At 76.8% G+C, this 22,871-nt stretch carries 21 protein-coding genes; 19 read left to right on the top strand and 2 right to left on the bottom strand.

The annotated features are described in order from the left end of the window. The first annotated feature begins 54 nt into the window (after window positions 1–54). The 19 genes from KVT14_RS01160 to KVT14_RS01070 all read left to right on the top strand — a co-directional run bounded on the left by KVT14_RS01160 (window position 55) and on the right by KVT14_RS01070 (window position 20,241). On the top strand, window positions 55–813 hold the full coding sequence (locus KVT14_RS01160; RefSeq protein ID WP_217613954.1) for a GNAT family N-acetyltransferase: 759 nt from the start codon (window positions 55–57) through the stop codon (window positions 811–813). After that, a complete protein-coding gene (locus tag KVT14_RS01155) occupies window positions 810–1,901 on the top strand; it encodes an amino acid ABC transporter permease (RefSeq protein ID WP_308160804.1) in 1,092 nt (363 codons plus the stop codon). Before KVT14_RS01160 ends, KVT14_RS01155 begins: the two co-directional genes overlap by 4 nt. After that, window positions 1,898–2,755: an amino acid ABC transporter ATP-binding protein gene (locus KVT14_RS01150; RefSeq protein WP_217613952.1), complete on the top strand. Its 858-nt coding sequence runs from the start codon at window positions 1,898–1,900 to the stop codon at window positions 2,753–2,755. The genes KVT14_RS01155 and KVT14_RS01150 overlap by 4 nt, the downstream gene beginning before the upstream one ends. A 63-nt stretch (window positions 2,756–2,818) precedes the next feature. Further along, window positions 2,819–3,826, top strand: a complete 1,008-nt coding sequence (locus KVT14_RS01145; RefSeq protein WP_217613951.1) for an ABC transporter substrate-binding protein — start codon at window positions 2,819–2,821, stop codon at window positions 3,824–3,826. A 37-nt stretch (window positions 3,827–3,863) separates the two neighbouring features. Further along, on the top strand, window positions 3,864–5,123 hold the full coding sequence (locus KVT14_RS01140; RefSeq protein ID WP_217613950.1) for an LLM class flavin-dependent oxidoreductase: 1,260 nt from the start codon (window positions 3,864–3,866) through the stop codon (window positions 5,121–5,123). An 11-nt stretch (window positions 5,124–5,134) separates the two neighbouring features. Continuing rightward, window positions 5,135–5,596 carry a rhodanese-like domain-containing protein gene (locus tag KVT14_RS01135; protein ID WP_217613949.1) on the top strand — a complete coding sequence of 154 codons (462 nt, stop codon included), beginning with the start codon at window positions 5,135–5,137 and terminating at the stop codon, window positions 5,594–5,596. A gap of 131 nt (window positions 5,597–5,727) precedes the next feature. Then, window positions 5,728–6,843 carry an LLM class flavin-dependent oxidoreductase gene (locus KVT14_RS01130; RefSeq protein WP_217613948.1) on the top strand — a complete coding sequence of 372 codons (1,116 nt, stop codon included), beginning with the start codon at window positions 5,728–5,730 and terminating at the stop codon, window positions 6,841–6,843. Between the two features lie 13 nt (window positions 6,844–6,856). Then, a complete protein-coding gene (locus KVT14_RS01125; RefSeq protein WP_217613947.1) occupies window positions 6,857–7,990 on the top strand; it encodes an LLM class flavin-dependent oxidoreductase in 1,134 nt (377 codons plus the stop codon). Between the two features lie 52 nt (window positions 7,991–8,042). Continuing rightward, window positions 8,043–9,674, top strand: a complete 1,632-nt coding sequence (locus KVT14_RS01120) for an ABC transporter substrate-binding protein (protein ID WP_217613946.1) — start codon at window positions 8,043–8,045, stop codon at window positions 9,672–9,674. Then, window positions 9,674–10,633: an ABC transporter permease gene (locus KVT14_RS01115; protein WP_217613945.1), complete on the top strand. Its 960-nt coding sequence runs from the start codon at window positions 9,674–9,676 to the stop codon at window positions 10,631–10,633. The genes KVT14_RS01120 and KVT14_RS01115 overlap by 1 nt, the downstream gene beginning before the upstream one ends. Before the next feature lie 134 nt (window positions 10,634–10,767). Continuing rightward, window positions 10,768–11,568: an ABC transporter permease gene (locus tag KVT14_RS01110; protein ID WP_254630202.1), complete on the top strand. Its 801-nt coding sequence runs from the start codon at window positions 10,768–10,770 to the stop codon at window positions 11,566–11,568. Continuing rightward, the gene (locus KVT14_RS01105) at window positions 11,565–13,325 is read left to right on the top strand and encodes an ABC transporter ATP-binding protein (RefSeq protein ID WP_308160802.1); all 1,761 of its coding nucleotides are present in this window, start codon (window positions 11,565–11,567) and stop codon (window positions 13,323–13,325) included. The genes KVT14_RS01110 and KVT14_RS01105 overlap by 4 nt, the downstream gene beginning before the upstream one ends. Beyond that, a complete protein-coding gene (locus tag KVT14_RS01100; protein WP_217613943.1) occupies window positions 13,322–14,656 on the top strand; it encodes a M20/M25/M40 family metallo-hydrolase in 1,335 nt (444 codons plus the stop codon). The genes KVT14_RS01105 and KVT14_RS01100 overlap by 4 nt, the downstream gene beginning before the upstream one ends. Window positions 14,657–14,735: 79 nt before the next feature. Continuing rightward, window positions 14,736–15,584 (top strand): DUF4397 domain-containing protein, encoded by an 849-nt coding sequence (locus KVT14_RS01095; protein ID WP_217613942.1) that lies wholly within the window; start codon window positions 14,736–14,738, stop codon window positions 15,582–15,584. A 124-nt stretch (window positions 15,585–15,708) separates the two neighbouring features. Further along, the gene (locus KVT14_RS22905) at window positions 15,709–16,380 is read left to right on the top strand and encodes a class F sortase (RefSeq protein ID WP_217613941.1); all 672 of its coding nucleotides are present in this window, start codon (window positions 15,709–15,711) and stop codon (window positions 16,378–16,380) included. Further along, window positions 16,377–17,021: an RNA polymerase sigma factor gene (locus KVT14_RS01085; RefSeq protein WP_254630132.1), complete on the top strand. Its 645-nt coding sequence runs from the start codon at window positions 16,377–16,379 to the stop codon at window positions 17,019–17,021. Before KVT14_RS22905 ends, KVT14_RS01085 begins: the two co-directional genes overlap by 4 nt. Continuing rightward, window positions 17,002–17,763 carry an anti-sigma factor gene (locus tag KVT14_RS01080; protein ID WP_217613940.1) on the top strand — a complete coding sequence of 254 codons (762 nt, stop codon included), beginning with the start codon at window positions 17,002–17,004 and terminating at the stop codon, window positions 17,761–17,763. Before KVT14_RS01085 ends, KVT14_RS01080 begins: the two co-directional genes overlap by 20 nt. A 32-nt stretch (window positions 17,764–17,795) precedes the next feature. Then, entirely contained in the window at window positions 17,796–18,449 is a 654-nt protein-coding gene (locus KVT14_RS01075) for a maleylpyruvate isomerase family mycothiol-dependent enzyme (RefSeq protein WP_217613939.1), read from the top strand. A 154-nt stretch (window positions 18,450–18,603) separates the two neighbouring features. Continuing rightward, entirely contained in the window at window positions 18,604–20,241 is a 1,638-nt protein-coding gene (locus KVT14_RS01070; protein ID WP_217613938.1) for an FAD-dependent monooxygenase, read from the top strand. A 10-nt stretch (window positions 20,242–20,251) separates the two neighbouring features. On the opposite strand, the gene KVT14_RS01065 is transcribed toward KVT14_RS01070, so the two are convergent. Next, entirely contained in the window at window positions 20,252–20,614 is a 363-nt protein-coding gene (locus KVT14_RS01065) for a VOC family protein (RefSeq protein WP_217613937.1), read from the bottom strand. Window positions 20,615–20,746: 132 nt separating this feature from the next. Then, entirely contained in the window at window positions 20,747–22,600 is a 1,854-nt protein-coding gene (locus KVT14_RS01060; RefSeq protein WP_217613936.1) for an HNH endonuclease signature motif containing protein, read from the bottom strand. Between the last annotated feature and the right edge of the window lie 271 nt (window positions 22,601–22,871).

The following is a 22,871-nucleotide window of genomic DNA, read 5'->3' as shown; positions in this document are numbered from 1 at the left end:
CGCCCGCCACCGCACCCCGCACCCCGCACCCCGCACCCACCGAGAGGTGACCCGATGACCACGACCCCGCTGCGGGCACGCGCGTCCCACGCGGCCGCGCCGGACCCTGCCCGGCTCGACCCCGCCGCGATCGGCCGGGCCCGGCTCGACCCGGCCCCGTTCGACCCGGCCCGGCTCGACGCCGCCTCGATCGACCCCGCCCGGCTCGACGCCGCCTCGATCGACCCCGCCCCGCTCGACCCGGGCCCGCTCGACCCCGCGCGGCTCGCCGTGCGCGACGCCCGGCTGCACGATCCGCTGGTCGGGCCGCTGCTCGACGGCCTGGCGCACGAGTACAGCACCCGGTACACCGGCCTGCTCACCCCCGCCGAGCTCCGCGACGAGCTGGAGCACTACGGCGTCGAGGAGTTCGCCCCGCCGCACGGCGCCCTCGTGCTCGTGCTGGAGGACGGCGAGCCGGTGGCGGGCGGGGCGTTCCGCCGCCGGTGGGAGCCGGAGCACGGCGACGCCGCCCGGCTCGCCGACCCGGGCGCCCGGGACGCCGAGGGAGCGCCCGCGGTGCCGACCGCGGAGCTCAAGCGGATCTGGACCCACGAGGCGCACCGCCGCCGCGGGCTGGCCCGGGTCGTGCTCGCCGCGCTGGAGGCGCGCGCCGCCGCGGCCGGCTACCCCCGGGTCTACCTGACGACCGGCCCGAAGCAGCCGGAGGCGGTCGGCCTGTACCTGGCGGCCGGGTACACCCCGCTGTTCGAGCCCGCCGCGTACCCGGGCGACCTCGTCCCGCACGCGTTCGAGAAGTGGCTCGCCCGGTGAGCGCCGCGACCACGGCCCCCGCGGCCGGGCCCGGCGCGCCGCCGGCCGCCCTCGACGTCGACCGCCCCGAGGTCCTCGCCGACCTGCCCGTGCTGCCCGCGCGGCACCCCGGCCGCTGGGTCGCCACCGCCGGCGTGGCCGTCCTGCTCGCGATGGTGCTCAGCTCGCTGCTCACCAACCCGCAGTGGGAGTGGGACGTCGTCGCGCAGTACCTGACCTGGCCGTCCGTGCTGGAGGGCGTGTGGGCCACCGTCCGGCTGACCGCCGTCGCCGCCGTGATCGGCTTCGGGCTCGGCACGGTGCTCGCGCTGATGCGGCTGTCCCGGTCGCCGCTGCTGCAGTCGGTGTCCTGGGCGTACTCGTGGGTGTTCCGGTCCGTGCCGCTGATCCTGCAGCTCCTGCTCTGGTACAACCTCGCCTACCTGTACCCGCAGCTCTCGCTCGGCATCCCGTTCGGGCCGGAGTGGCTGCAGTTCGACACGCTCGACGTCGTCGACAAGTTCGGCGCCGCGGTCCTGGGTCTCGGGCTGTCGCAGGCGGCGTACTCCGCCGAGATCGTCCGCGCCGGGATCCTCGGCGTCGACCAGGGCCAGCACGAGGCCGCCGCGGCGCTCGGCATCCCGCGGGGCCGGCAGCAGTGGCGGATCGTGCTCCCGCAGGCCATGCGCACCATCGTCCCGACGTCGGTGAACGAGATCATCGGCCTGCTCAAGGGCACGTCGGTCGTCTACGTGCTGGCGTACGGCGAGCTGTTCTACACCGTCGGCGTCATCTACGGCCGGAACCAGCGGGTGGTCCCGCTGCTGCTCGTCGCGGCGATCTGGTACCTGCTCACCACCACGGTCCTGACCGTCGCGCAGTACTACCTCGAGCGGTACTACGCCCGCGGCGCGCTCCGCACGCTCCCCCCGACCCCGCTGCAGCGGCTGCGCTGGACGCTCGCGGTCGCCGCGGCGCGCGTCGCCGGCCGCCCGCTGCCCGCGGACCTGCCGCCCACGTTCCTGGCCGGCGCCCGCCGCGGCCACCTCACCCGCACCGCACCCCGCACCGCCGCCCGCACCACCGAGCGCACCGGAGGCACCCGATGACCAGCGTGCTGCACGCCCCCGCCGCGGCCCCCGCCGCCGCCACGACCCCCGCCGCACCACCGGCCCCCGCCGGCGGCCACCTCCGGGTGCAGGGCCTGTCCAAGTCCTACGGCACCCTCGAGGTCCTCCGCGGCGTCGACCTGGAGGTCCGCCCCGGCGAGGTGACCGTGATCCTCGGCCCGTCGGGCTCCGGCAAGTCGACCCTGCTCCGGCTGGTCAACCACCTGGAGCGCCCCGACCACGGGTTCGTCGCCCTGGACGGCGAGGTCATCGGGTACGCCCGGCGCCGCGCCGGCTGGGGCCCGCGCCGCCGCGAGGTGCTGCGCGAGCTCACCGAGCGCGACGTGCTGCGGCAGCGCACCCGGATCGGGTTCGTGTTCCAGAACTTCCACCTGTTCCCGCACCTGACCGCCCTGGAGAACGTCGTCGAGGCGCCCGTCTCGGCCCAGCGCCGCCCGCGGGCCGAGGTGGAGGCCGAGGCCCGCGCCCTGCTGGCCCGGGTCGGGCTGGCCGACAAGGCCGACGCCCGCCCCCGCCAGCTGTCCGGCGGCCAGCAGCAGCGCGTGGCCATCGCCCGCGCGCTCGCGGTGAAGCCCGCGCTGCTGCTGTTCGACGAGCCGACGTCCGCGCTCGACCCCGAGCTCGTGGGGGAGGTGCTCGGCGTGATCCGGGACCTCGCCCACGACGGCACGACGCTCGTGGTCGTCACCCACGAGGTCGCGTTCGCCCGCGACGTCGCCGACACCGTCGTGTTCATGGACGACGGCGTCGTGGTCGAGCGGGGCCCCGCGGCCCAGGTGCTCGGCAGCCCCGCGCACCCGCGCACCCGCGCGTTCCTCGACAAGGTCCGCTGATCCCACCCGACCCGGCGCGCGCCCCCGCGCCCGCCGCCCACCCCTCTGAGAGGCAGCCCCGCCATGCGCACGACCCGCACCAGCCCGCCCGGCGCCCGCCGCCGCCCGCACGCCGCCCTGGCGCTCGTGCCCGTCCTCGCCCTGCTCGCCGCCTGCGGCGGGACGTCCGACGCGGCCGAGGCCGGCAGCGAGCTCCAGGGCGCCGCCGAGGCCGCCGGCCTCGAGGTGAACACGAGCCCGGACCAGGACCGCGTCCACACCGCCGAGAACCCGGACGCCATCGCCCTGCTGCCCCCGGAGCTCGCCGAGCAGGACACGTTCACGGTCGCGGTGAGCGCCTACGTCGCCCCGCTGGCGTTCCTCGCCGACGACGACGCCACCCCGATCGGCAACGAGACCGACATCGCCCAGCTCGTCGCCGACGCGCTCGGCAAGGACCTCGACCTGCAGGTCAAGGCCTGGGCCGACTGGCCGCTCGCGGTCCAGTCCGGCGACGTCGACGCGACCATCTCGAACGTCACCGTGACCGAGGAGCGCAAGGAGCTGTTCGACTTCTCGTCCTACCGGAACGACGAGCTCGGCTGGCTGGTCAAGGCCGGCAGCGACATCACGGAGATCGACGAGCCCTCCGACATCGCGGGCCTCACCGTCGCCGTCGGCTCGGGCACCAACCAGGAGAAGATCCTGCTCGCCTGGGACGAGGAGAACCAGGCCGCCGGTCTCGACCCCGTGCAGGTCGAGTACTTCGAGAACGACGGCGACACCATCCTCGCGCTGCAGTCGGGGCGGATCGACGCCTCCTTCGGCCCGAACGCCACCGCCGCGTACAAGGCCAAGGTCTCGCCGCAGGACTTCGCGGTCGTCGGGACGCTCAACGGCGGCTGGCCGGACACCGCGCAGATCGCCGTCACCACGCTCAAGGGCAGCGGCTGGGCCGACGCCGTGACCGCCGCGCTGCAGGGCGCGTTCGACGACGGCTCGTACACCGAGGTCCTCGAGCGCTGGGGCCTGGAGGCCGAGGCGATCGACGCGCCCGAGACGAACCCGCCGGGCCTGCCGAAGACGGCCTGAGCGCCGACGGCCCGCCCGCACCCGAGGAGGAGAACCCATGTCCGAGAACCCCCGTGTCCCGCTGTCCGTGCTCGACCTCGCGGTCGTGCCCGCCGGCGGCACCGGCACCCAGGCCGTGCGGGCGGCCGTCGACCTGGCCGTCGACCTCGACCGGCTCGGCTACCACCGCGTCTGGTACGCCGAGCACCACCTGTCCCCGGGCGTCGGCTCGGCGTCGCCCGCGGTGCTCGCGGCGGCCGTCGCGGCCCGCACGGAGCGGATCCGCGTCGGCTCGGGGGCGGTGCTGCTGAGCACCACGAGCCCGCTGGTCGCCGCGGAGCAGTTCGGCACGATCGCCGCGCTGCACCCGGGGCGGGTCGACCTGGGCCTGGGGCGGGCGTTCACGCCGCCGGGCGGGACGCGGGCCGCCGCGGACGCGGACGCCGTGCGCGGGGACGCGTCCGCCGCCGCGCCGACGCCGCCCGCCCCGCCCTCGCCCGCCGCACGCCCTGCGGCCGGCCCCCGCGTCGTCGACGGCCTGTACGTCCCCGGCGCCCCGCCGATCGACGGCTCCGACTCCGTGCTGCGCGAGCGGCTGCTCGCCCAGAAGCGTGTCGTCGGCGCGTCCCGCACCCCGGCGGCGTTCCGCGACGAGCTCGGCCTGGTCCTCGGCCTGCGGGCCGGCGACTACGCCGAGGCCGACGGCACCCGGCACGTGGCCCCGCCGGTCGAGGGCGCCGACTTCGACCTCTGGGTGCTCGCGTCCTCGGCGGGGGAGAGCGCGCGGGTGGCGGGGGAGCTCGGGCTGCCGATCGCGGCGAACTTCCACGTCAGCCCGGCCACCACGCTCGACACGATCGCCGCCTACCGCGCGGCGTTCCGCCCGGGGGTGCTCGACCGGCCGTACGTCGTGGTGTCGGCGGACGTGCTGGTCGCGGGCACCACCGCCGAGGCCCGGGCGCTGGCCGCGCCGTTCGCCGACTGGGTGCTGTCCATCCGCCGCGGTGCTGCCGGGGCGATCGCCTACCCGCACCCCGACGACGCCGTGCCCTGGGGGGAGCGCTACGCCGACGAGCGCGCCCTCGTCGCCGACCGGGTCGACACCCGGGTCGTCGGCGCCCCCGCGGACGTCGTCGCCCGGCTGGAGACGCTCCAGCGCGTCACGGGCGCCGACGAGCTGCTGATCACCACCGCCACGCACCACCCGGCCGACGCCCGCCGGTCCTTCGCGCTGCTCGCCGAGGCGTGGGGCGTCGCGCCCGCCGCCGACGCCACGCCCGCCGGCGCCGACCGCGCCGCCCTCACCCTCGTCCCCTGAAGGAGCCCGCCATGACCAGCACCGCCAGCACCGCCGGCACCGCCGGAACTCCGGCCACCGACGCCGCCGGCCCGATCGACGCCGCCGCATCGGCGCCCGACGCCCCCGGCACCGCCGCCCCCGAGGCCGCGGCACCGGCCCTCCGCGCTCCCGTCGAGGCCGCCGCCGAGGTCGCCCGCGGCGCGCTGCTCGTCGACGTCCGCTCCGCCGGCGGCCGCGCGTCCCACGGGGAGATCCCCGGCTCGACGCTGCTCGACCGCACCGACCTCGACGCCCTGTTCGGCCCGGCGCACGCCCCGGTGATCTCGATCGACACCCCGGTGGTCGTCGTCTGCGGCTCGGAGAACGGCAGCCGCCCGGTCGCCGAGGCCCTCGCGGCCCGCGGCTACACCGTCTCCCACGTCGACGGCGGCTTCCCCGCCTGGCGCGACGCGGGCCTCCCGGCCGAGCCCCCGACCGACACCCCCGCCTGACCCGCCCGCCCCGCCCCTCCCACCCCGCACCCGCGCCGAGATAGGACCCTCCGCCCGAGATAGGACCCCCCACGGCCCCATCTCGGCGCGCAGGCCTATCTCGGCGGTCAGTACACGAAGGAGCCACACCCATGCCCGTCGAGTTCCTCGGCATCGCCACCACCACCGACGCGTCCGAGACGCGTGCCGCCACGACCCGTCCGTTCGACGCCGGCTACCTGGAGCGGATCGTGCGGGCGCACGAGGACAACGGCTGGACCCGCGTCCTGTTCGCCTACGGGTCGTCCGGGCCGGAGCCGGCGGCGCTCGCGGCGTACGTCGCGTCCCGGCTCGACTCCATCGAGCTGCTGCTGGCGCACCGGCCGAACGTCTCGTACCCGACCTACGCCGCCAAGACGTTCGCCACGCTGGACCAGCTCTCCGGCGGCCGGCTCTCGGTGCACTTCATCACCGGCGGCAACGACCAAGACCAGGGCCGCGAGGGCGACACCCTGACCAAGGACGAGCGGTACGCCCGGACCCAGGAGTACATCCAGATCGTCAAGCGGGCCTGGACGTCCACCGGGCCGTTCGACCATCACGGCCGGTTCTACGACTTCGCCGACTTCCACCTGGACACGAAGCCGGTCGACGGCCACGTGCCGACGATCTCGTTCGGCGGCTCCTCGGACGCGGCTTTCCGGGTCGGCGCTGCGGAGGCGGACATCTACGCCGTGTGGGGCGAGCCGCTGGACCGCACGCAGGAGCAGATCGACCGGGTGCACGCCGAGGCCGCCGCCGCGGGCCGCGCCACCCCGCCGCGGATCCACGCCGCGTTCCGGCCGATCATCGCGCCGACCGAGGAGCTGGCCTGGGAGAAGGCGCACCGCGTCCTCGACGCGATCGAGGCCCGCAAGGCCGCGCTCGGCGGCGCGCTCAGCAAGCGGCACCCGATCGACGCCCCGGAGAACGCCGGCTCGCAGCGGCTGCTGGAGATCGCGGCGCAGGGCGACCGGTTCGACTCGGTGCTGTGGACCGCGACCGCGAAGGCCACCGGCGGGGCGGGGAACTCCAACGCCCTGGTCGGCACGCCCGAGCAGGTCGCCGAGGCGCTGCTCGCGTACTACGACCGGGGGGTCCGGGTCATCTCGGCGCGCGGCTACGACCTGCTGGACGACGCGGTCGACTTCGGCAGGTACGTGATCCCGCTGGTCCGCGAGGGCGTCGCCGCGCGCGACCGCGAGGCCGCCGCGTCGGCCGCGGCCTGAGCGGGGGCCGGCCGTGCGCTTCCAGCTGCTCGACATCGTCTTCAACCCGCCGCACCCCGTCACGGGCGAGGCGGTGCCCCCGGCCGACCGGCTCGCCCGGACCGTCCGGCACGCCGTCCTGGCCGAGGAGCTCGGCTTCGACTCGTTCGCCGTGGGGGAGCGGCACGCCGGCGACGTGCTGTCGTCGGCCCCCACGGTGATCCTCGGCGCGATCGCCGCGTCGACCAGCCGGATCCTGCTGTCGACGGGCGTGACCGTGCTGTCGCTCCTCGACCCGGTGCGCGTGGCCGAGGACCTGGCGACCGTCGACCAGCTGTCTCGCGGCCGGCTGGAGATCGTCATCGGCAAGGGCAACGAGGTGCTGCAGTACCCGCTGCTCGGCCTCGACATCGACAAGCAGTACGAGTACCTCGAGGAGAACTACGAGCTGCTCCGCCTCCTGCTGTCGGAGGAGGACGTGACCTGGGAGGGCCGGCACCGGCACCGCCTGGAGCACGCGACCACGCTGCCGCGGCCGTATGCCGGGCCGTTCCGGATCTGGCACGGCTCGGCGACCTCCCGGTTCGCCGTCGAGCTCGCGGCGCGGTGGGGCGACCCGATCGTCACCGCGAACGCCCTGCAGCCGCGGGAGAACTACGCCGTGCTGCTCGACCACTACCGCGAGCAGTACGCCGCGCACGGCCACGACCCGGCCCGCGCGTACGTCGGCTCCGGCTCCGGCGGGCTGTTCCTCGCGGACACCACCGAGGCCGCCGTCGCGCAGTACCGGCCGCTGTACCAGGGCCAGGTCGACGCCGCGGCCCGCCGGGGCTACGGCGCCGACGCCGTGGGGAAGGCGCCGTCCTTCCGCACGCTGGAGGACGCCGTCGAGCGCGGTCCCGCCCTGGTCGGCTCCCCGGAGCGGGTGGCCGAGAAGATCCTCGACTACCACGCGACCTACGGGCACGTCCTGCAGTCCGTCTCCGTGAACCACCTGCTCGACCCGGCGGAGCAGGAGGACGTCCTGCGCCGGTTCGCCGAGGAGGTCGCGCCGCTGGTCCGCGCCGAGGTGCGCACCGACCTGTGGTCGGCCGCCGACCCCCGCCGGGCCGCCGGCTTCACCGCCGTCGACCACGCGGCGCAGGCCCCCGCGCCCGTCGCGGGCTGACCCACCACCCCCGACCCACCACCCCCCGACCCACCCCACCCCAGGAGCACCGATGACCACGCCCACCCGACGCCGGGGCGCCCGCCCCGCCGCCGCGGCCACGCTCGCCACCACCGCCCTGCTGCTCGCCGCCTGCTCCTCGGGCGGGAGCGGCGGCGGGTCCGGCGACGCCTCGACCGGCGGCGACGCCGAGCCCGTGGCCGGCGGCGACCTCCGGTTCGCCATCACGGTCGACTCCCGGTGCATCGACCCGCAGCAGGTCGGCAACAACGACGCCATCGCCGTCGCCCGGCAGACCGTCGCCTCGCTCACCGCGCAGGACCCGGGCACCGGCGAGATCGTGCCGTGGCTCGCCGAGAGCTGGGAGGTGAGCGACGACGCGTCGAGCTACACGTTCCACCTGCGCGAGGGCGCGACCTACGCGGACGGGACGCCGATCGACGCCGAGTCCGTCAAGACCAACTTCGACGCGATCGTCGCGCTCGGCGCCACGGCGTCGCTGGGCTCGCAGTACCTGGTCGGCTACGAGGGGACCACCGTCGCCGACCCGCAGACGCTCACCGTCGACTTCGCCCAGCCGAGCGCCCAGTTCCTCCAGGCCACGTCGACGTTCTCGCTCGGTCTGCTGTCGCCCGCGTCGGCGGACCTCACGCCCGAGGAGCGGTGCGCCGGCGACTACGTGGGGTCCGGCCCGTTCCAGGTCGACTCGTACACCCAGGACCAGGAGATCGTGCTGTCGAGGGTCGACGGGTACGACTGGTCCTCCGAGGCCGACGAGCACACCGGCGAGGCCTACCTCGACACCGTGACGTTCCAGGTCATCCCGGAGTCGTCGGTGCGCGCCGGCAGCCTGGCCTCGGGCCAGATCGACGCGACCGCGGCGATCGCGGCGGTCGACCAGCCGCAGTTCGACGGCAACGGGTTCTGGCTGCAGCAGCGCGCCAACCCCGGCGTCGCCTACCAGCTGTTCCCGAAGGAGTCGAGCCCGCTCGCGTCGGACGAGGCCGTGCGGGTCGCCATCTCGAAGGGCATCGACCGGCAGCAGATCGTCGACACCGTGCTCACCGAGCGCGACCAGGCGGCGACCGGCGTGCTTTCGCACTCCACCCCGCTCGCCGCGGACCTGGGCGACCTGCTCGCCTACGACCCCGACGGCGCCGAGGAGCTGCTGGACGACGCGGGCTGGGTGGCCGGCGACGACGGCATCCGGGAGAAGGACGGCCAGAGGCTGTCCACGACCGTGACGTTCTGGCAGGACCCGGCGCCGCTGGAGCTCGTGCAGCAGCAGCTGCGCCAGATCGGCGTGGACCTGCAGCTGCAGCACGTCGAGATCGCCGAGTCGACCGCCATCAAGGAGAGCGGCGACTTCGACTTCGACTACTACAACCTCACGCGGTCGGACCCGGACGTGCTGCGGCTGATCTTCTCGGCGAACGCGCGCAACATCAACGACCGCCCGGCCGAGGAGGTCGACGACCTGCTCGACCGGTCCGCCGCGGCCACCGACCCCGACGAGCGCGGGCAGCTGATCGAGGAGGCCTCCCGCCTGCTGGTCGAGCACGGCCACGCCATCCCGGTCTACGAGCTGTCCACCACGATCGCCGCCGCCGACCGCGTGCACGGGCTCGCGTTCGAGGGCTCCAGCCGACTCGACTTCTACGGCGCCTGGGTGGACCCGTCCTGATGGCCCGGTACGTCGCGCGGCGCGCCGCCCAGGGGCTGCTCGTGCTCTGGGCCGCGTTCACCATCGCGTTCTTCGTGCTCTACCTGCTCCCGAGCGACCCGGCGGCGCTGGCTGCCGGGTCGGGCGGGGAGGTGGCGTCGGTCGACCCGGCCCTGCTGGACGACCTGCGCGCCCGGTACGGGCTCGACCGGCCGGTGCTGGTCCAGTACGCCGACGCCCTGTGGGGCGCGGTCCGGCTCGACTTCGGGCCGTCGTACCAGTCGGGGGCGCCGGCCGGCTCGCTGGTGGCCCAGGCGCTGCCGCCGACCCTGCTGCTGACCGGGGTCGCCCTGACGCTCGCGGTGCTGGGCGGCACGGCGCTCGCGGTGGCGAGCGTGCTGCCGCGCAGCCGGTGGCTCCGCCAGGTGCTGTCGGCGCTGCCACCGGTGGGGGTCGCGCTGCCGACGTTCTTCATCGGGCTCGTGCTGCTGCAGTGGCTGTCGTTCCGCGCCGGCCTGCTGCCCGCGATCGGCAACGCCGGCTGGCAGAGCCTGGTGCTGCCCGCCGTGACCCTCGCGATCCCGCCGGCCGCGCAGCTCGCGCAGGTGCTGTCCCGCAGTCTGCGGGGCACGCTCGGCGAGCCGTACGTCGAGACCGCCCGGGCCAAGGGCGCCGGCCGGCTCCGGGTGCAGCTCGGGCACGCGCTCCGGAACGCCGCCATCCCGGCGTTCACGATGCTCGGCGTCCTGGTCGGCGGGCTGCTCGGCGGCGCCGTCGTCACCGAGACCGTGTTCTCCCGGGTCGGGCTCGGGCGGCTCACCGTGCAGTCCGTCAACACCCAGGACGTGCCGGTGGTGCTCGCGGTCGTCGTGCTGTCGGCGCTCGTGTTCGTCGTCACGACCCTGGTCGTCGACCTGCTCTACCCGCTGCTGGACCCGCGCATCGAGCGGGCCCCGACTCGGAAGGCGGTGGCCGCGTGACCACCACGACCACCACCCGCGCCCCGGAGGAGATCGAGGTCGCCGACCGCCAGGACGCCCGGTCGATCCTGCGGCACGGGCGGGCGCGGCACGCCGGGTCCGCCGGGCCGTGGGCGGCGCGGGCGGGCCGGTACCTGCTCCGGCGGCCCGGCCTCGTGCTCGCGGGCCTCGTGCTGCTGCTGGTCGCCGCCTGGGCCGCCGCGCCGGGCGTCTTCGCGTCGGGCGACCCGATCACCGGGGTGCCCGCCGACCGACTGCTCGCGCCGTCCGCCGAGCACCTGTTCGGCACCGACCACCTGGGCCGCGACGTGTGGACCCGGGTCGTGCACGGCGCCTCGCTGTCCCTGCGGACCACGGCGCTCGCGGTCGTCGTCGGGCTGGTGGTCGGCTCGGCCCTCGGGCTGCTGGCCGGGTTCCTGCGCGGCTGGGTGGACGACGTCGTGGGCCGGGCGGTCGACGTGCTGCTGGCGGTGCCGAGCATCCTGCTGTCGCTCGCGATCATCACCGCGCTCGGCACCGGGCCCGCCAAGATCGCCGTCGCGGTCGGCGTCGGCGCCGTCGCGACGTTCGCCCGGGTGATGCGCGCCGAGGTGCTGCGCACGTCGACCTCGGTCTACGTCGAGGCCGCCCGCGCGTCGGGCGCCCGCTGGTGGTCGGTGCTGGGCCGGCACGTGCTGCCCAACTCCGCCGGGCCGGTGCTCGCGCTGGTCGCGCTGGAGTTCGGCGGCGCGGTGCTGGCGGTGTCCGCGCTGAGCTTCCTCGGCTACGGCACGCCGCCGCCGACGCCGGAGTGGGGGTCGCTGATCTCCGGCGGGCGCGACTACCTCGCCACCGCCTGGTGGCTCACCACCCTGCCCGGGCTCGTGATCGTGGCGGTCGTGCTGTCCGCCAACCGGGTCGCGCGGGCGCTCGAGACGACGGGAGAGGACCAGTGACGCAGCTGCAGGAGGACCGGGCCCCGGCGCCGGCCGACGCCGGCGCGACGCCGGTGCTCGAGGTCGAGGGCCTCGAGGTCGGCTACCGGACCCGGGACGGCCAGGTGTACCGGGCCGTGCGCGGGGTGGACCTGCGGGTCCGGCCCGGCGAGGTCGTCGCCCTGGTCGGCGAGTCCGGGTCCGGCAAGAGCACCACCGCGCACGCCGCGCTGCACCTGCTCGCCCGCGGCGGGTCGGTCACGGGCGGGCGGATCTGGCTCGGCGGGCGGGACGTGTCCGACCTGACCGAGCGCGAGTGGCAGGGGGTGCGCGGCCGGGAGGTCGGGCTGGTCCCGCAGGACCCGACCGTCTCGCTCAACCCGGTGCAGCGGGTCGGCGACCAGGTGGCCGAGGTGCTGGTCATCCACGGGCTCGCCCGGCGCCGGGAGGCGCGCCGCCGCGCGGTCGCCCTGCTGGAGCAGGCCGGCGTCCCGGACCCGGCCGCACGCGCCCGGCAGTACCCGCACGAGCTGTCCGGCGGGCTGCGGCAGCGGGTGCTCATCGCCATCGCGATCGCGGCGGGGCCGCGGCTGATCGTGGCCGACGAGCCGACCAGCGCCCTCGACGTCACCGTGCAGCGGCGCATCCTCGACCACCTCGAGACGCTGGTCCGCGACCGCGGGACCGCGCTGCTGCTCATCACCCACGACCTGGGGGTCGCCGCCGACCGGGCCGACCGGATCGTCGTGCTGGAGAGCGGGGTGGTGGTCGAGGAGGGCACCGCCGACGAGGTGCTCGGGGCACCGCGGCACCGGTACACGCGGCAGCTGATCGCGGCTGCGCCGAGCCTCGCGGACGGGCGGCTGGTGGGCTCCGCGCCGCCGGCGCCCGCGACGGCGACCGGGGCCACCGCTACGCCGGCCGCCGAGGTGGCGCCGGTGCTGGAGCTGGTCGACGTCCGCAAGGAGTTCCCTCGCCCCCGCGGCGCCGCGGGGGCGCGCTCGCTGGTCGCCGTCGACGGCGTGAGCCTGCGCGTCGACCGCGGGACCACGTACGCCCTGGTCGGCGAGTCGGGCTCCGGCAAGAGCACGACCGCCCGCCTCGCGCTGCACCTGGAGCGCCCCACGGCGGGCCGGGTGCGGTTCCGCGGCGAGGACGTCACCGGCGCGCGCGGCGAGACCCTGCGCCGGCTGCGGCGCGGGTTCCAGGTCGTCTACCAGAGCCCCTACGCCTCGCTCGACCCGCGGTTCACGGTCGCGGACGTGATCGCGGAGCCGCTGCGCGCCTACGGCGTCGGCACCCGGGCCGAGCGCGCGGACCGGGTGCGCGAGCTGCTCGCCGACGTCGCCCTGCCCGCCGACGCGGCCCGGCGCAGCCCGCGCGAGCTCTCGGGCGGGCAGCGGCAGCGGGTCGCGATCGCCCGCGCGCTGGCGCTGCGCCCGGACCTCGTCATCCTCGACGAGCCGGTGTCCGCGCTCGACGTGTCCGTGCAGGCGCAGATCCTCGACCTGCTGGTCCGGCTGCAGGCCGAGCACGGGCTGACCTACCTGTTCATCTCGCACGACCTCGCGGTGGTCCGCCGGGTCGCCGACCACGTCGGCGTGCTGCACGACGGCCGGCTGGTGGAGCAGGGCACCGCCGAGGCGATCCTGCTCGACCCGCGCGAGGACTACACCCGCGAGCTCGTCGCGGCGATCCCGGGCCGCCGCGTGCGCCCGGTCGCGCCCGCCGGCAGCACCGCCCGCACCGCCCCCACCGCCCCGGAGGAGACCCGATGACCGCCCTGCCCGACGCCGCCCGCCTGGCCGGCGAGACCACCGAGCTGCTGCGGGCGCTGATCCGGAACGCCTGCGTCAACGAGGGCACCGTCGAGTCGGGGCAGGAGATCCGCAACGCCCGGACGATCGCCGACTACCTGGACGGCGCCGGCCTGGACCTCGAGGTCGTCGAGCCGCAGCCCGGTCGCGCGTCGCTCGTGACCCGGATCGAGGGCGGCGTCGCCGGGGCCCCGTCGCTGGGCCTCGTCGGGCACACCGACGTCGTCCCCGTCGAACCGGACGGCTGGACCCGCGACCCGTTCGGCGGCGAGCTGGTCGACGGCTGGGTGTGGGGGCGGGGCGCGATCGACATGCTCGGGCTGACCGCCGCGTACGCCGTGGTGACCCGGGCGGTCGCGGCGTCGGGCGTGCGGCTGTCGGGGGACCTGCTGCTCGCCGCGGTCGCGGACGAGGAGCACGGCAGCGTGTGGGGCGTCGACTGGCTGACCACGCACCGCTGGGACCTGGTGCGGGCCGACCACGTGCTCACCGAGTCGGGCGGCGTCCCCGTCGGCGCGCACCGCACGCTCGCCGTGGGGGAGAAGGGCGGCGCCGGCCGGCGGCTGCGGGTCGTCGGCACGCCGGGCCACGGCTCGGGCCCGTGGGGGAGCCGGAACGCGATCGTCCTCGCCGCGGAGGCGGTGCGCCGGATCGCGGCGCTGCGCGGCCCGGTCGTGATCGGCGACCTGTGGCGGCGGTACGTCGACGCGCTCGACCTGCCGGCGGACGTCCGGGCGGCCGCCCTGGACCCGGACCGCCTCGACGAGGTGCTGCCGCTGCTCGGCGCGATCGCCCCCGTGGCGCACGCGACCACGCACACCACCGTCGCCCCGACGGTGCTGCACGCCGGTGGCAAGCCGAACGTCATCCCCGGGCACGCCGAGATCACGCTCGACATCCGGGTGCTCCCCGGGGCGCGGCCGGCGGACGTGGACGCGCTGCTCGCCGAGGCCGTCGGGGACCTCGCGCCGCACGTGGTCGTGGAGGGCGACCGGTGGGGCGAGCCGTCGCTGTCGCCCACCGACACCGAGCTGTACCGCGTGATCGAGAAGGCGGTCGGCGACCGCGCGGGCGGGGCCCCGGTGCTGCCGACGCTGGGCACCGGCGGCACGGACGGCCGGTTCTACCGCCGGCGCGGGGTGCCGGCGTACGGCTTCGGCCTCCTGTCGCCGCACTGGGACGCGGGGACGTGGCGCGGCCTGTTCCACGGGAACGACGAGCGGGTGGACGTCGCGAGCCTGGAGCTCACCACTGCGGCGCTGCACGACGTGGTCACGGGCTTCCTGAGCTGATCGGCCCGCGGGTGCATCCGCGCGGGGTGCGGCGGCGGTAGAGGGGGTGTCAGCACGACCCCGGACCGAGGAGCACCCCATGCGTCACCGTCCGTCCGTCACCCTCGCCGCCGCCGGCATCGGCTCGGCCCTGCTGGTGGCCGCCGCGCTGCCCGCCTCCGCCGCCACCGGCGGGACGGCGTCGCTCGCCGTCCTGCACGGCGTCCCCGACCTCACCGTCGACGTGTGGGTCGACGGCACCCGCACCCTCGACGACTTCACGCCCGGCACGCTCGCGGGACCGCTGGACGTGCCCGCGGGCGCGCACACCCTGGCGATCACCGCCGCCGACGCCGCCGACGACAGCCAGCCGGCGATCGGCCCGGTCGACGTGACCCTGGAGGCGGGCGGCAGCTACACCGCGGTCGCGCACCTCACCGCCACCGGCGACCCGACCGCGACGCTGTTCACCAACGACACCTCCGCGGTGCCGGCGGGGCAGGGCCGCCTCGTCGTCCGGCACGTGGCGGCCGCGCCGGCGGTCGACGTCCTCGCGGGCGGCAGCCCGGTCGTGACCAACCTGTCCAACCCGGACGAGCAGTCGCTCACCGTGCCGGCCGGGACCGTCTCCGCGGCGGTCGCCGCCACCGGGACCACCACGCCCGTGCTCGGCCCGACCGACCTCACGGTCGCCGAGGGCGCCGACACCATCGTGTACGCCTGGGGCTCGCTCGACGCGGGCAACCTGGCGCTCGCGGTGCAGACGATCAGCGGCCTGCACTCGGCCCCGGGCGGCGTGCCGTCCGGCGAACTCGGCACCGCCGCCGAGGGCGGCTCCGGGCCCGCGGCGCCGTGGGTCGCGGCCGCGACGCTGCTGGCGCTGGTCGCGGTCGTCGGTGCGGTGCGGCCAGTGCGCCGGGCCCGCGCGACCGCCCGCGACCGCCGCTGAGACGACCGGGGCGCGGGTGCGTCGTCCCCGCCGCCCACGCCCCGGTCCAGCCCGCGCGTCCCGACCCGGAGGCACCGTGCCACCCACCGACCCCGACCCCCGGCCGCGCCGCAGCCCCCGCGGCGTGGCCGGGATCCTCCTCGCCGTCGTCGTCCTGGGGCTGGCGGCGGCGGGGGTGGCGGGGGCGTTCGCGGGCTCGGAGCGGCAGCGTGCGGTGCAGGTGGTGACGTCCCCGCCGACGCCGTCGGCGACCGCCGCGCCGTCGTCGACCACTCCGCCCGCGACCGCCCCCGCCGTGCCCGTCGCCCCCGCCACGCCGCCGCCGGCCGCGGTCCCGTCCCCGACCGCGCCGGTGCGGGTCGTGATCCCCGGCCGCGACGTCGACGTCCCCGTCGACCCGGTCGGCGTCGCGGCCGACGGGCAGATGGAGATCCCGCCGCTGGCCGAGCGCGGCGGCTGGTACCGGTTCGGTGCCGACCCCGGCGACCCGGCCGGGACCACGGTGGTCGCCGCGCACGTCGACTCGATCGCGTCCGGCGGGACCGGGCCGTTCGTGCACCTGGTCGACGTCCGGCCCGGCGACGCCGTCGAGGTCGCGCTCGCGGACGGCAGCACCCGCACGTACGCCGTCGACGCCGTGACCCGGTTCCCGAAGGACGAGGCGCGGTGGCCGGACGTGTTCACCCGGGACGGCCCGCCGCGGCTCGCCCTGGTCACGTGCGGCGGCGCCTTCGACCGGGACACGCGGCACTACGTCGACAACGTGCTGGTCACCGCCACCCCGGTCGGCGCATGATGGCCTCCGCGACCCCCGCAGCCCGCGGCGGGACCCGGCCCGCGAGGAGGCGCGCCCTGTCCAGCCCCGTCGCGCACCTGCGCCCGCCGCCCGAGTGGGACGACGACGCCCTGGCCCGCGCGTTCGAGGCGGGGGACGAGCAGGCGCTCGCCGAGGCGTACCGGCGGTGGTCGGCCTTCGTGCACACGGTGGCCCTGCGGGCGCTCGGGTCCGGGGCGGACGCCGAGGACGTCACCCAGCAGGTGTTCGTCGCCGCCTGGCGCGGGCGGTCCGGCTACCGCGCGGACCGGGGACCGCTGCGCGCCTGGCTCACCGGCATCACCCGGAACGCCGTCGCCGACGCGCTCGCCCGCCGCAGCCGGGACGCCCGGGACCTGCGGGCGGTCGCCGCCCGCGCCGGCCGGGAGCCGGAGCCGGAGGCGGCCCGGGTGGCCGACCACGTCGTCGTCGTCGACGAGCTGCACCGGCTCGGCGAGCCGCAGCGCACGATCCTGGCCCTCGCGTTCTACGACGACCTCACGCACGACCAGATCGCCCGGCGGCTCGACCTGCCCCTCGGCACGGTGAAGAGCCACATCCGTCGTAGCCTGCAACGGCTGCGCGACCGGTTGGAGGTGGACGGTGCCGCACCTCGACCCTGACGACGTCGCCCTGGCCGCGCTGGGCGAGCCGCTCGACGCGGCGCCCCGCGCGCACCTCGCGTCGTGCGCCGACTGCGCCCGGGAGGTGGCGTCGCTCGCCGCCGCGGCGGCCGTGGCGCGCGCCGGCGACGCGGGCGAGCTGGTCCCGCCGCCCGCCGCGGTGTGGGGGCGGGTGCGGGACGAGCTGGGGCTCGCGGAGGACGTGGTGCCGGAGGGCATGGACCTCGCTCGCGGCGACGGGTCCGTGGTCGACCGCCCGGCGGACGACGGCTCGGGGGACCCTGCTCCTGAGTCCCCGCGCCGCCACCGGCGTGGCCCCTGGCTCGCCGCCGCGGCCGCCGGGCTCGTCGTCGGCGGCGTCGCGGGCGGCCTCGCCGTCTCCGCCGCGCTGCGCCCGGACTCCGAGACGGTCGTCGCCGAGGTCCGGCTCGAGGCCCTGCCCGGCTGGTCCGCCTCGGGCGACGCCCAGGTCGAGGAGGACGCCCAGGGCCGGCGCACCCTGGTGGTCCGCGTGACCGACGCCGACGCCGACGGCTTCCGCGAGGTGTGGCTGCTCGACGCCGGGGCGACCCGACTCGTGTCGCTCGGCCTGCTCGACGGCGACGAGGGCCGGTTCGCGCTCCCGCCCGGCCTCGACCTCGCCGAGTTCCCCGTCGTCGACGTGTCCGCCGAGCCGTTCGACGGCGATCCGGCCCACTCGGGTGACAGCATCGTGCGGGGCGAGCTCGCCCTCCCCGCCTGACCGGCGGGGCCCACCGAGGACGCGGAGCGCACATGGCCCCCTGGGCACCCGAGCGGTACTGGTCGGCCATCCGGGAGGAGCGGGCGCGGTTCGCCGCGGAGCTGGCCGCCCTGCCCCCCGAGGCGTGGTCGGCGCCGACACTGTGCGGCGACTGGTCCGTCGAGGACGTCGTCGCGCACCTGACCGCCGGGGCGAGCACGGGGCGGTGGGCGTGGCTGCGCAGCATCGCCGCCGCGCGGTTCGACGCCGACCGGCACAACGCGCGCAGGCTCGCCGAGCACCGCGGCCCGGCGCCCGCGGACACGCTGGCCGGCTTCCGGGCCGTCGTCGACTCCCGGGTCGCGCCCACGGGCGACCTGTGGGCGTGGCTCGGCGAGGTCGTCGTGCACGGCACCGACGTCCGCGAGCCGCTCGGGCTGCCCGGCGCCCCGGACCCGGAGGCCGTCGAGGCGGTCGCGGCGGGCTACGCCCGGCGGGACTTCGCCGTGGCGTCCCGCACGGTCGCGAAGGGCGTGCGGCTGGTCGCGGACGACGGCGGGTTCCGCGCCGGCGACGGCCCGGAGGTCACCGGCACGACGCTCGACCTGGTCATGGCGATGGCGGGCCGGCCGTCGGCGGTGGCGAGGCTCGCCGGCGAGGGCGCGCCGGTGCTGGCGGCCGCGGTGGCCCGCCGGCAGCGGGGCTGAGCGCCCGGTCGCGGGTCGGCCCGGGTCGCGGGTCGGCCCGGGTCACGCGTCGGCGCGGGTCATCCGCGTCGGATGAGGCCGTGGCGCGCCGCGCGCCGTCACGGTGGGCGCGGGCCGGGCCGCGCACCGCGGGCGGCAGCCGGACGGAGGCGCGATGGTCGGCAGCGGGGGAGCGTCCTCCACCGTGCTCGTCGTCGGCGCGGGTCCCGTGGGCCTGACCGCCGCCTGCGAGCTCGCGCGCCAGGGCGCCAGGGTCCGGCTCGTCGACGCGCTGCCGGAGCCCACGGAGCAGTCGCGCGCGGTCATCGTGCACGCCCGCACCCAGGAGCACCTCGCCGCGATGGGCGTCCTGGACGAGCTCGCCGGGCGGGCGGTCGAGATCACGGCCGTCGAGGTCCGGTCCGGCGCCGCGGGCACGCTGCGCCTGCGCGCGTCCACCCGCGGCATCGACTCCCGGTACCCGCGCGCGCTCGACACCCCGCAGCCGGTGACCGAGGCGGTGCTCGCGGGCCTCGCCGCGCGGCTGGGCGTCGTCGTCGAGCGCGGGGTGCGGCTCACCGACCTGACCCAGGACGACGGCGGCGTCGACGTGACGCTGGAGTCCGTGGCCGGGCCCGAGCGGGCGCGCGTCGGCTGGGTGGTCGGCGCCGACGGCGGGCACAGCCGGGTCCGCGCCGCGGTGGGCGAGCGGATCGAGGGCGTGTTCCACGGCGAGCACTTCCTGTTCGCCGACGTCGCCGCGGCGACCACGCTCCCGCCGGACACCATCCGGCTGTTCGCCGGGGCGGACGGCGTGTCCGGGGCGTTCCCGATGCCGGACGGGCGGACGCGGTTCCTGATCCAGGTCCCCGCCCCGGGCCCCTCCGGCGACCCCACGCTCGCCGAGGTGCAGCGGCTCGTCGACGAGCGCATGGGCGAGCACTGGCGGCTGGGCGATGCCCGGTGGCTCGTCGGGTTCGAGGTGCACCACGGCCAGGTCGAGCGGTACCGCCACGGCCGGGTGCTGCTCGCCGGCGACGCCGCGCACGTGCACAGCCCCGCCGGCGGCCAGGGCATGAACACGGGGATGCAGGACGCGGTGAACCTGGCGTGGAAGCTCGCGCTGGTCAGCACCGGTCGGGCGGGGGACGCGCTGCTCGACAGCTACCACGCGGAGCGCCACCCCGTCGGCGCCGCGGTCGTCCGGCAGACCACCCGGCTCACGCACGCCGTCGCCACGCAGGGGCCGCGGGGGCACCTCCGCGACGTCGGGCTGCTGCTGCTCGGCCACCTGCCGGCGGTCGGGGAGGCGGTCGCGGCGAGCCTCGCGGAGGTGCGGCTGCGGTACCGGGGGAGCCCGGCCGTCGGCGGCGGGGACGGGGTCCGCGGGGCGTGCCCGGGCGACCACGCGCCGGATCCGGCGGGGCTCTCCGACGCGGACGGCGGCCCCGCCCGCATCGGCGACCTGCTGCGACGGCCCGGGCACCTGCTGCTGACCACGTGCCTGTCGCCGACGTCGCACGACCGGCTGCGGGCGGTGCTCGGCGGGCTCGGGACCGTGGTGCCGGTGGTCCCGGCGCCGCCTGCGTCGACGCGACCGTCGACGCAGTCGGCACCGGACGGGTCGAGCGGCGGCCCCGTGCTCGTCGACCCGGGCGGCGTCGTCGCCGACCGGTACGGGATCGGTCACGACGGCGCCGCGCTGATCCGGCCCGACGGCTACCTCGGCTACCTGTCGGCGCGGACCGACCCCGCGGCGGTCGCCCGGCACCTCGCGGAGCGCGAGCACCTGGTCGGCGTCGGCGGGGCGTGACGCGAGGTCGTCACCAGCAGAGGCAGAACGGGTGCCCCGACGGGTCCGCGTACACCTGGAAGCCTTCGGGAGCGGTCGGGTCGTCCGCGGGCTTCAGGAGCTCGGCGCCCAGCCCGATGACGCGCGCGTGCGCCTCCGCCAGGTCCTCGACGTAGAGGTCGAGGTGGATCTGCTGCTGCTGCTCGCCGTCCGGCCAGTCGGGCCGCACGTGGTCCGGGGCCAGCTGGAACCCCATCCGCGGCTCGCCGTCGACGTAGAGCATGTGCCAGTCGTCGTCGGGCTCAACGGTCCCGCCGAGGACGCCTGCCCAGAACGTGCTCTCCGTCGCGAGGTCGGCCGTGTCGAACACCGTCACCTGATGCCTGATCCGCATACCCCGATGCTGGCACCGGCCACTGACGGGCGCGACGTGGCGAGGACGGGGCCGCGGGGCGCGAGCCGTCGCGGACCGCGGGTCCGGCACGGGGTGGTCGAGACGCATGTCGGCGACGGGCGTGCCCTCGCCTCAGAACGGCGGTGGTGCGTCGTACGGGTCGGTGGTGGCGTCGTGGGTCTGCCCGGTGCCGGGTCGGGTGAGGTACCGGTGCCCGGTGGGGGTGATCCACTCGAACAGCCCGGGGCTGATCTGGCGCAGCCGGAAGCCGCCGTCGGTCTTGAGGCGGTGGTGTCGGTGGCAGACCGGTCCGAGGTTGTCGGCGTCGGTGCGGCCCAGGGGCGTGTCGGGATCACCGCCCGGTTGTGGGTGGAACTCCTGGGTGTGGTCGAGTTCGCAGGCGCAGGCCGGGACCCTGCACCCGGGTGCGGCGCACGTCCTGTCTCGGGTGCGGATCAGGTCCGCCAGCGCGGCGGGTGGTCGGTAGCGTTCGCGGCCGACGTCCAGGACCCGGTCGGTGAGCGGGTCGGTGACGACCCGCTGCCAGACCCCGCCGATCGCGAGGGCGCGGGCCTGGACGGCGTCGATGGGGCCGTGGCCGTCGAGGTGGGCGGGCTGGTCGTCCAGCCCGAGGAGCGTGGAGGCGGGGATGGTGATGCGGACCTCGGCGCCGGGGCGGCCCGAGCAGCGGGTGCAGCCGCGACGCTCGGGTGCGGTCGCGACGGCACTCGGCGCACGTACGGGTGCGGTGCCTGCGACGGCGGGTCCAGCGATCCCGGTCGGTGCGTGGGTCGGCGTGGCCTTGGACGGTGCGCCGGGCGGCGCGGCTTCGGGTGGTGCGCTCGGTGCCGTCGTTTCGGACGGTGCGTCGGACGGCGACGCAGGGCTGTCCTGGTCAGTCGCGGGATGCGTGGCGGTGTCGTCGAGCGGGGTGAGGGTGGCGATCGGGATCGGCTCGACCGGGCGGGTGAGCATCACACCGTCGCGGTCGGTGAAGGTCGCCCCGTTCCACGAGCGCTTCGGCTCCGGCGGCACCGGCAGGCCCGGTGACAGCTGGACCTCGAACGCCGGCCCGTCCGACTCCGGCACGTCCCCGACGACCAGGTCGCGCAGGCCGTCGGCGCGCAGCTGGTCCAGGGTGCGGTCGTCGCCGAGGGCCTTGGCGGTCTTCGCGGCGTGCGTGAGCACTCCGTCGACCCGCAGCGCGTCCGCCGCGTCGAGGACCAACCACATCGAGGCCATCCCGTCCGGCTGCGGGCGGGGGTGGGAGACCTTCCGGGTGCAGCGGGCCCGTTCGCGGCGGGCGGCGGCGCCCTCGGGGTCGACCAACCGGATCTCCCGCGCCACCCGCTGGCGCAGCTCGGCAACCGAGCACTGGTGCGCGTCCGGCAGCACCGCGTCCTCCACCGCGTGCGCGACCTGGAACGGCAGGTCGGCCAGCAGGTCGGTGAGGACCTCGGCCTTGGCCGCGTCGAGATGCCCGACCTCCAGGGCCTCCCGGGTGGCCCCGAGCATCCCGTCGAGCACCAGGGCGCGGTGCACGGTCTTCGTCGCGGTCACCCGGGGCCAGCCCAGCCGCATGGCGAGCTCGTCGCCGGCCACGCAGGTCTGCGTCGGCGGGGCACCGGCCAGCGGGGACCAGTCCGGGCTCATCTCCTCGCGCGAGGCGAGCACGGCGATCGCGTCGAACTTCGCGGCGTGCTGGTAGGACTCCATGCGCGTGCGGGCGGCGATCACCTCGACCAGGACCTTCGAGGACAGCACGTCCAGGTCCAGGCCCCGCAGCCACGCGTCCAGCACCGGCCCCGGCTCGCAGGAACGGATCGCCTCGATCTGCCGCTGTTCACCGGTCCGCGGCGCCCCACCGGCCGCCACGGCCGGGTCCGGACCGAAGTCCGTCAGGCAGGTCCCGTCGGGCCCGTAGACCGGCAGCACCGGGACCGCGACCGGGTCGCCGTCGGGGTGTTCCTGCAGGTCAGATGCCATGGAACGACACTACCGACCACCACCGACACGACCCCGGCGCCCGATCCCCGCCCTGGGGACGGAGCACGCGATGCGCACCTGTGGAGGACTCAGGCGAGCAGCCTGGCCTTGGCGAGGGCGAACGGGTCGTCGTCCAGGACGCGCGCGGCGTGCCGCCGGGCGAGGCGCTGGAGCTGCTCGACCAGCCCCGCGTCGTCGGTCGGGCACGACCGACGACGGACGACGCGGACGCGGAGATCACTATCGACGCGGCGGCGGTGCGTGCGCTGGG

The sequence above is a fragment of the Cellulomonas sp. GbtcB1 genome (assembly GCF_019091725.1).
In the GTDB taxonomy this organism is placed as follows: domain Bacteria; phylum Actinomycetota; class Actinomycetes; order Actinomycetales; family Cellulomonadaceae; genus Cellulomonas.
The sequence above is the reverse complement of the archived record's forward strand: the minus strand, read 5'-3'. Positions and strand labels throughout refer to the sequence as shown.

What these genes read in the sequence shown, in the direction of transcription:
- KVT14_RS01085 (WP_254630132.1), top strand. Translation starts at nt 16,377, where the DNA reads ATGATGGCCTCCGCGACCCCCGCAGCCCGCGGCGGGACCCGGCCCGCG.
- KVT14_RS01150 (WP_217613952.1), top strand. Translation starts at nt 1,898, where the DNA reads ATGACCAGCGTGCTGCACGCCCCCGCCGCGGCCCCCGCCGCCGCCACG.
- KVT14_RS01130 (WP_217613948.1), top strand. Translation starts at nt 5,728, where the DNA reads ATGCCCGTCGAGTTCCTCGGCATCGCCACCACCACCGACGCGTCCGAG.
- KVT14_RS01160 (WP_217613954.1), top strand. Translation starts at nt 55, where the DNA reads ATGACCACGACCCCGCTGCGGGCACGCGCGTCCCACGCGGCCGCGCCG.
- KVT14_RS01145 (WP_217613951.1), top strand. Translation starts at nt 2,819, where the DNA reads ATGCGCACGACCCGCACCAGCCCGCCCGGCGCCCGCCGCCGCCCGCAC.
- KVT14_RS01075 (WP_217613939.1), top strand. Translation starts at nt 17,796, where the DNA reads ATGGCCCCCTGGGCACCCGAGCGGTACTGGTCGGCCATCCGGGAGGAG.
- KVT14_RS01070 (WP_217613938.1), top strand. Translation starts at nt 18,604, where the DNA reads ATGGTCGGCAGCGGGGGAGCGTCCTCCACCGTGCTCGTCGTCGGCGCG.
- KVT14_RS01060 (WP_217613936.1), bottom strand. Translation starts at nt 22,600, where the DNA reads ATGGCATCTGACCTGCAGGAACACCCCGACGGCGACCCGGTCGCGGTC.
- KVT14_RS01120 (WP_217613946.1), top strand. Translation starts at nt 8,043, where the DNA reads ATGACCACGCCCACCCGACGCCGGGGCGCCCGCCCCGCCGCCGCGGCC.
- KVT14_RS01065 (WP_217613937.1), bottom strand. Translation starts at nt 20,614, where the DNA reads ATGCGGATCAGGCATCAGGTGACGGTGTTCGACACGGCCGACCTCGCG.
- KVT14_RS01115 (WP_217613945.1), top strand. Translation starts at nt 9,674, where the DNA reads ATGGCCCGGTACGTCGCGCGGCGCGCCGCCCAGGGGCTGCTCGTGCTC.
- KVT14_RS01140 (WP_217613950.1), top strand. Translation starts at nt 3,864, where the DNA reads ATGTCCGAGAACCCCCGTGTCCCGCTGTCCGTGCTCGACCTCGCGGTC.
- KVT14_RS01100 (WP_217613943.1), top strand. Translation starts at nt 13,322, where the DNA reads ATGACCGCCCTGCCCGACGCCGCCCGCCTGGCCGGCGAGACCACCGAG.
- KVT14_RS01095 (WP_217613942.1), top strand. Translation starts at nt 14,736, where the DNA reads ATGCGTCACCGTCCGTCCGTCACCCTCGCCGCCGCCGGCATCGGCTCG.
- KVT14_RS01135 (WP_217613949.1), top strand. Translation starts at nt 5,135, where the DNA reads ATGACCAGCACCGCCAGCACCGCCGGCACCGCCGGAACTCCGGCCACC.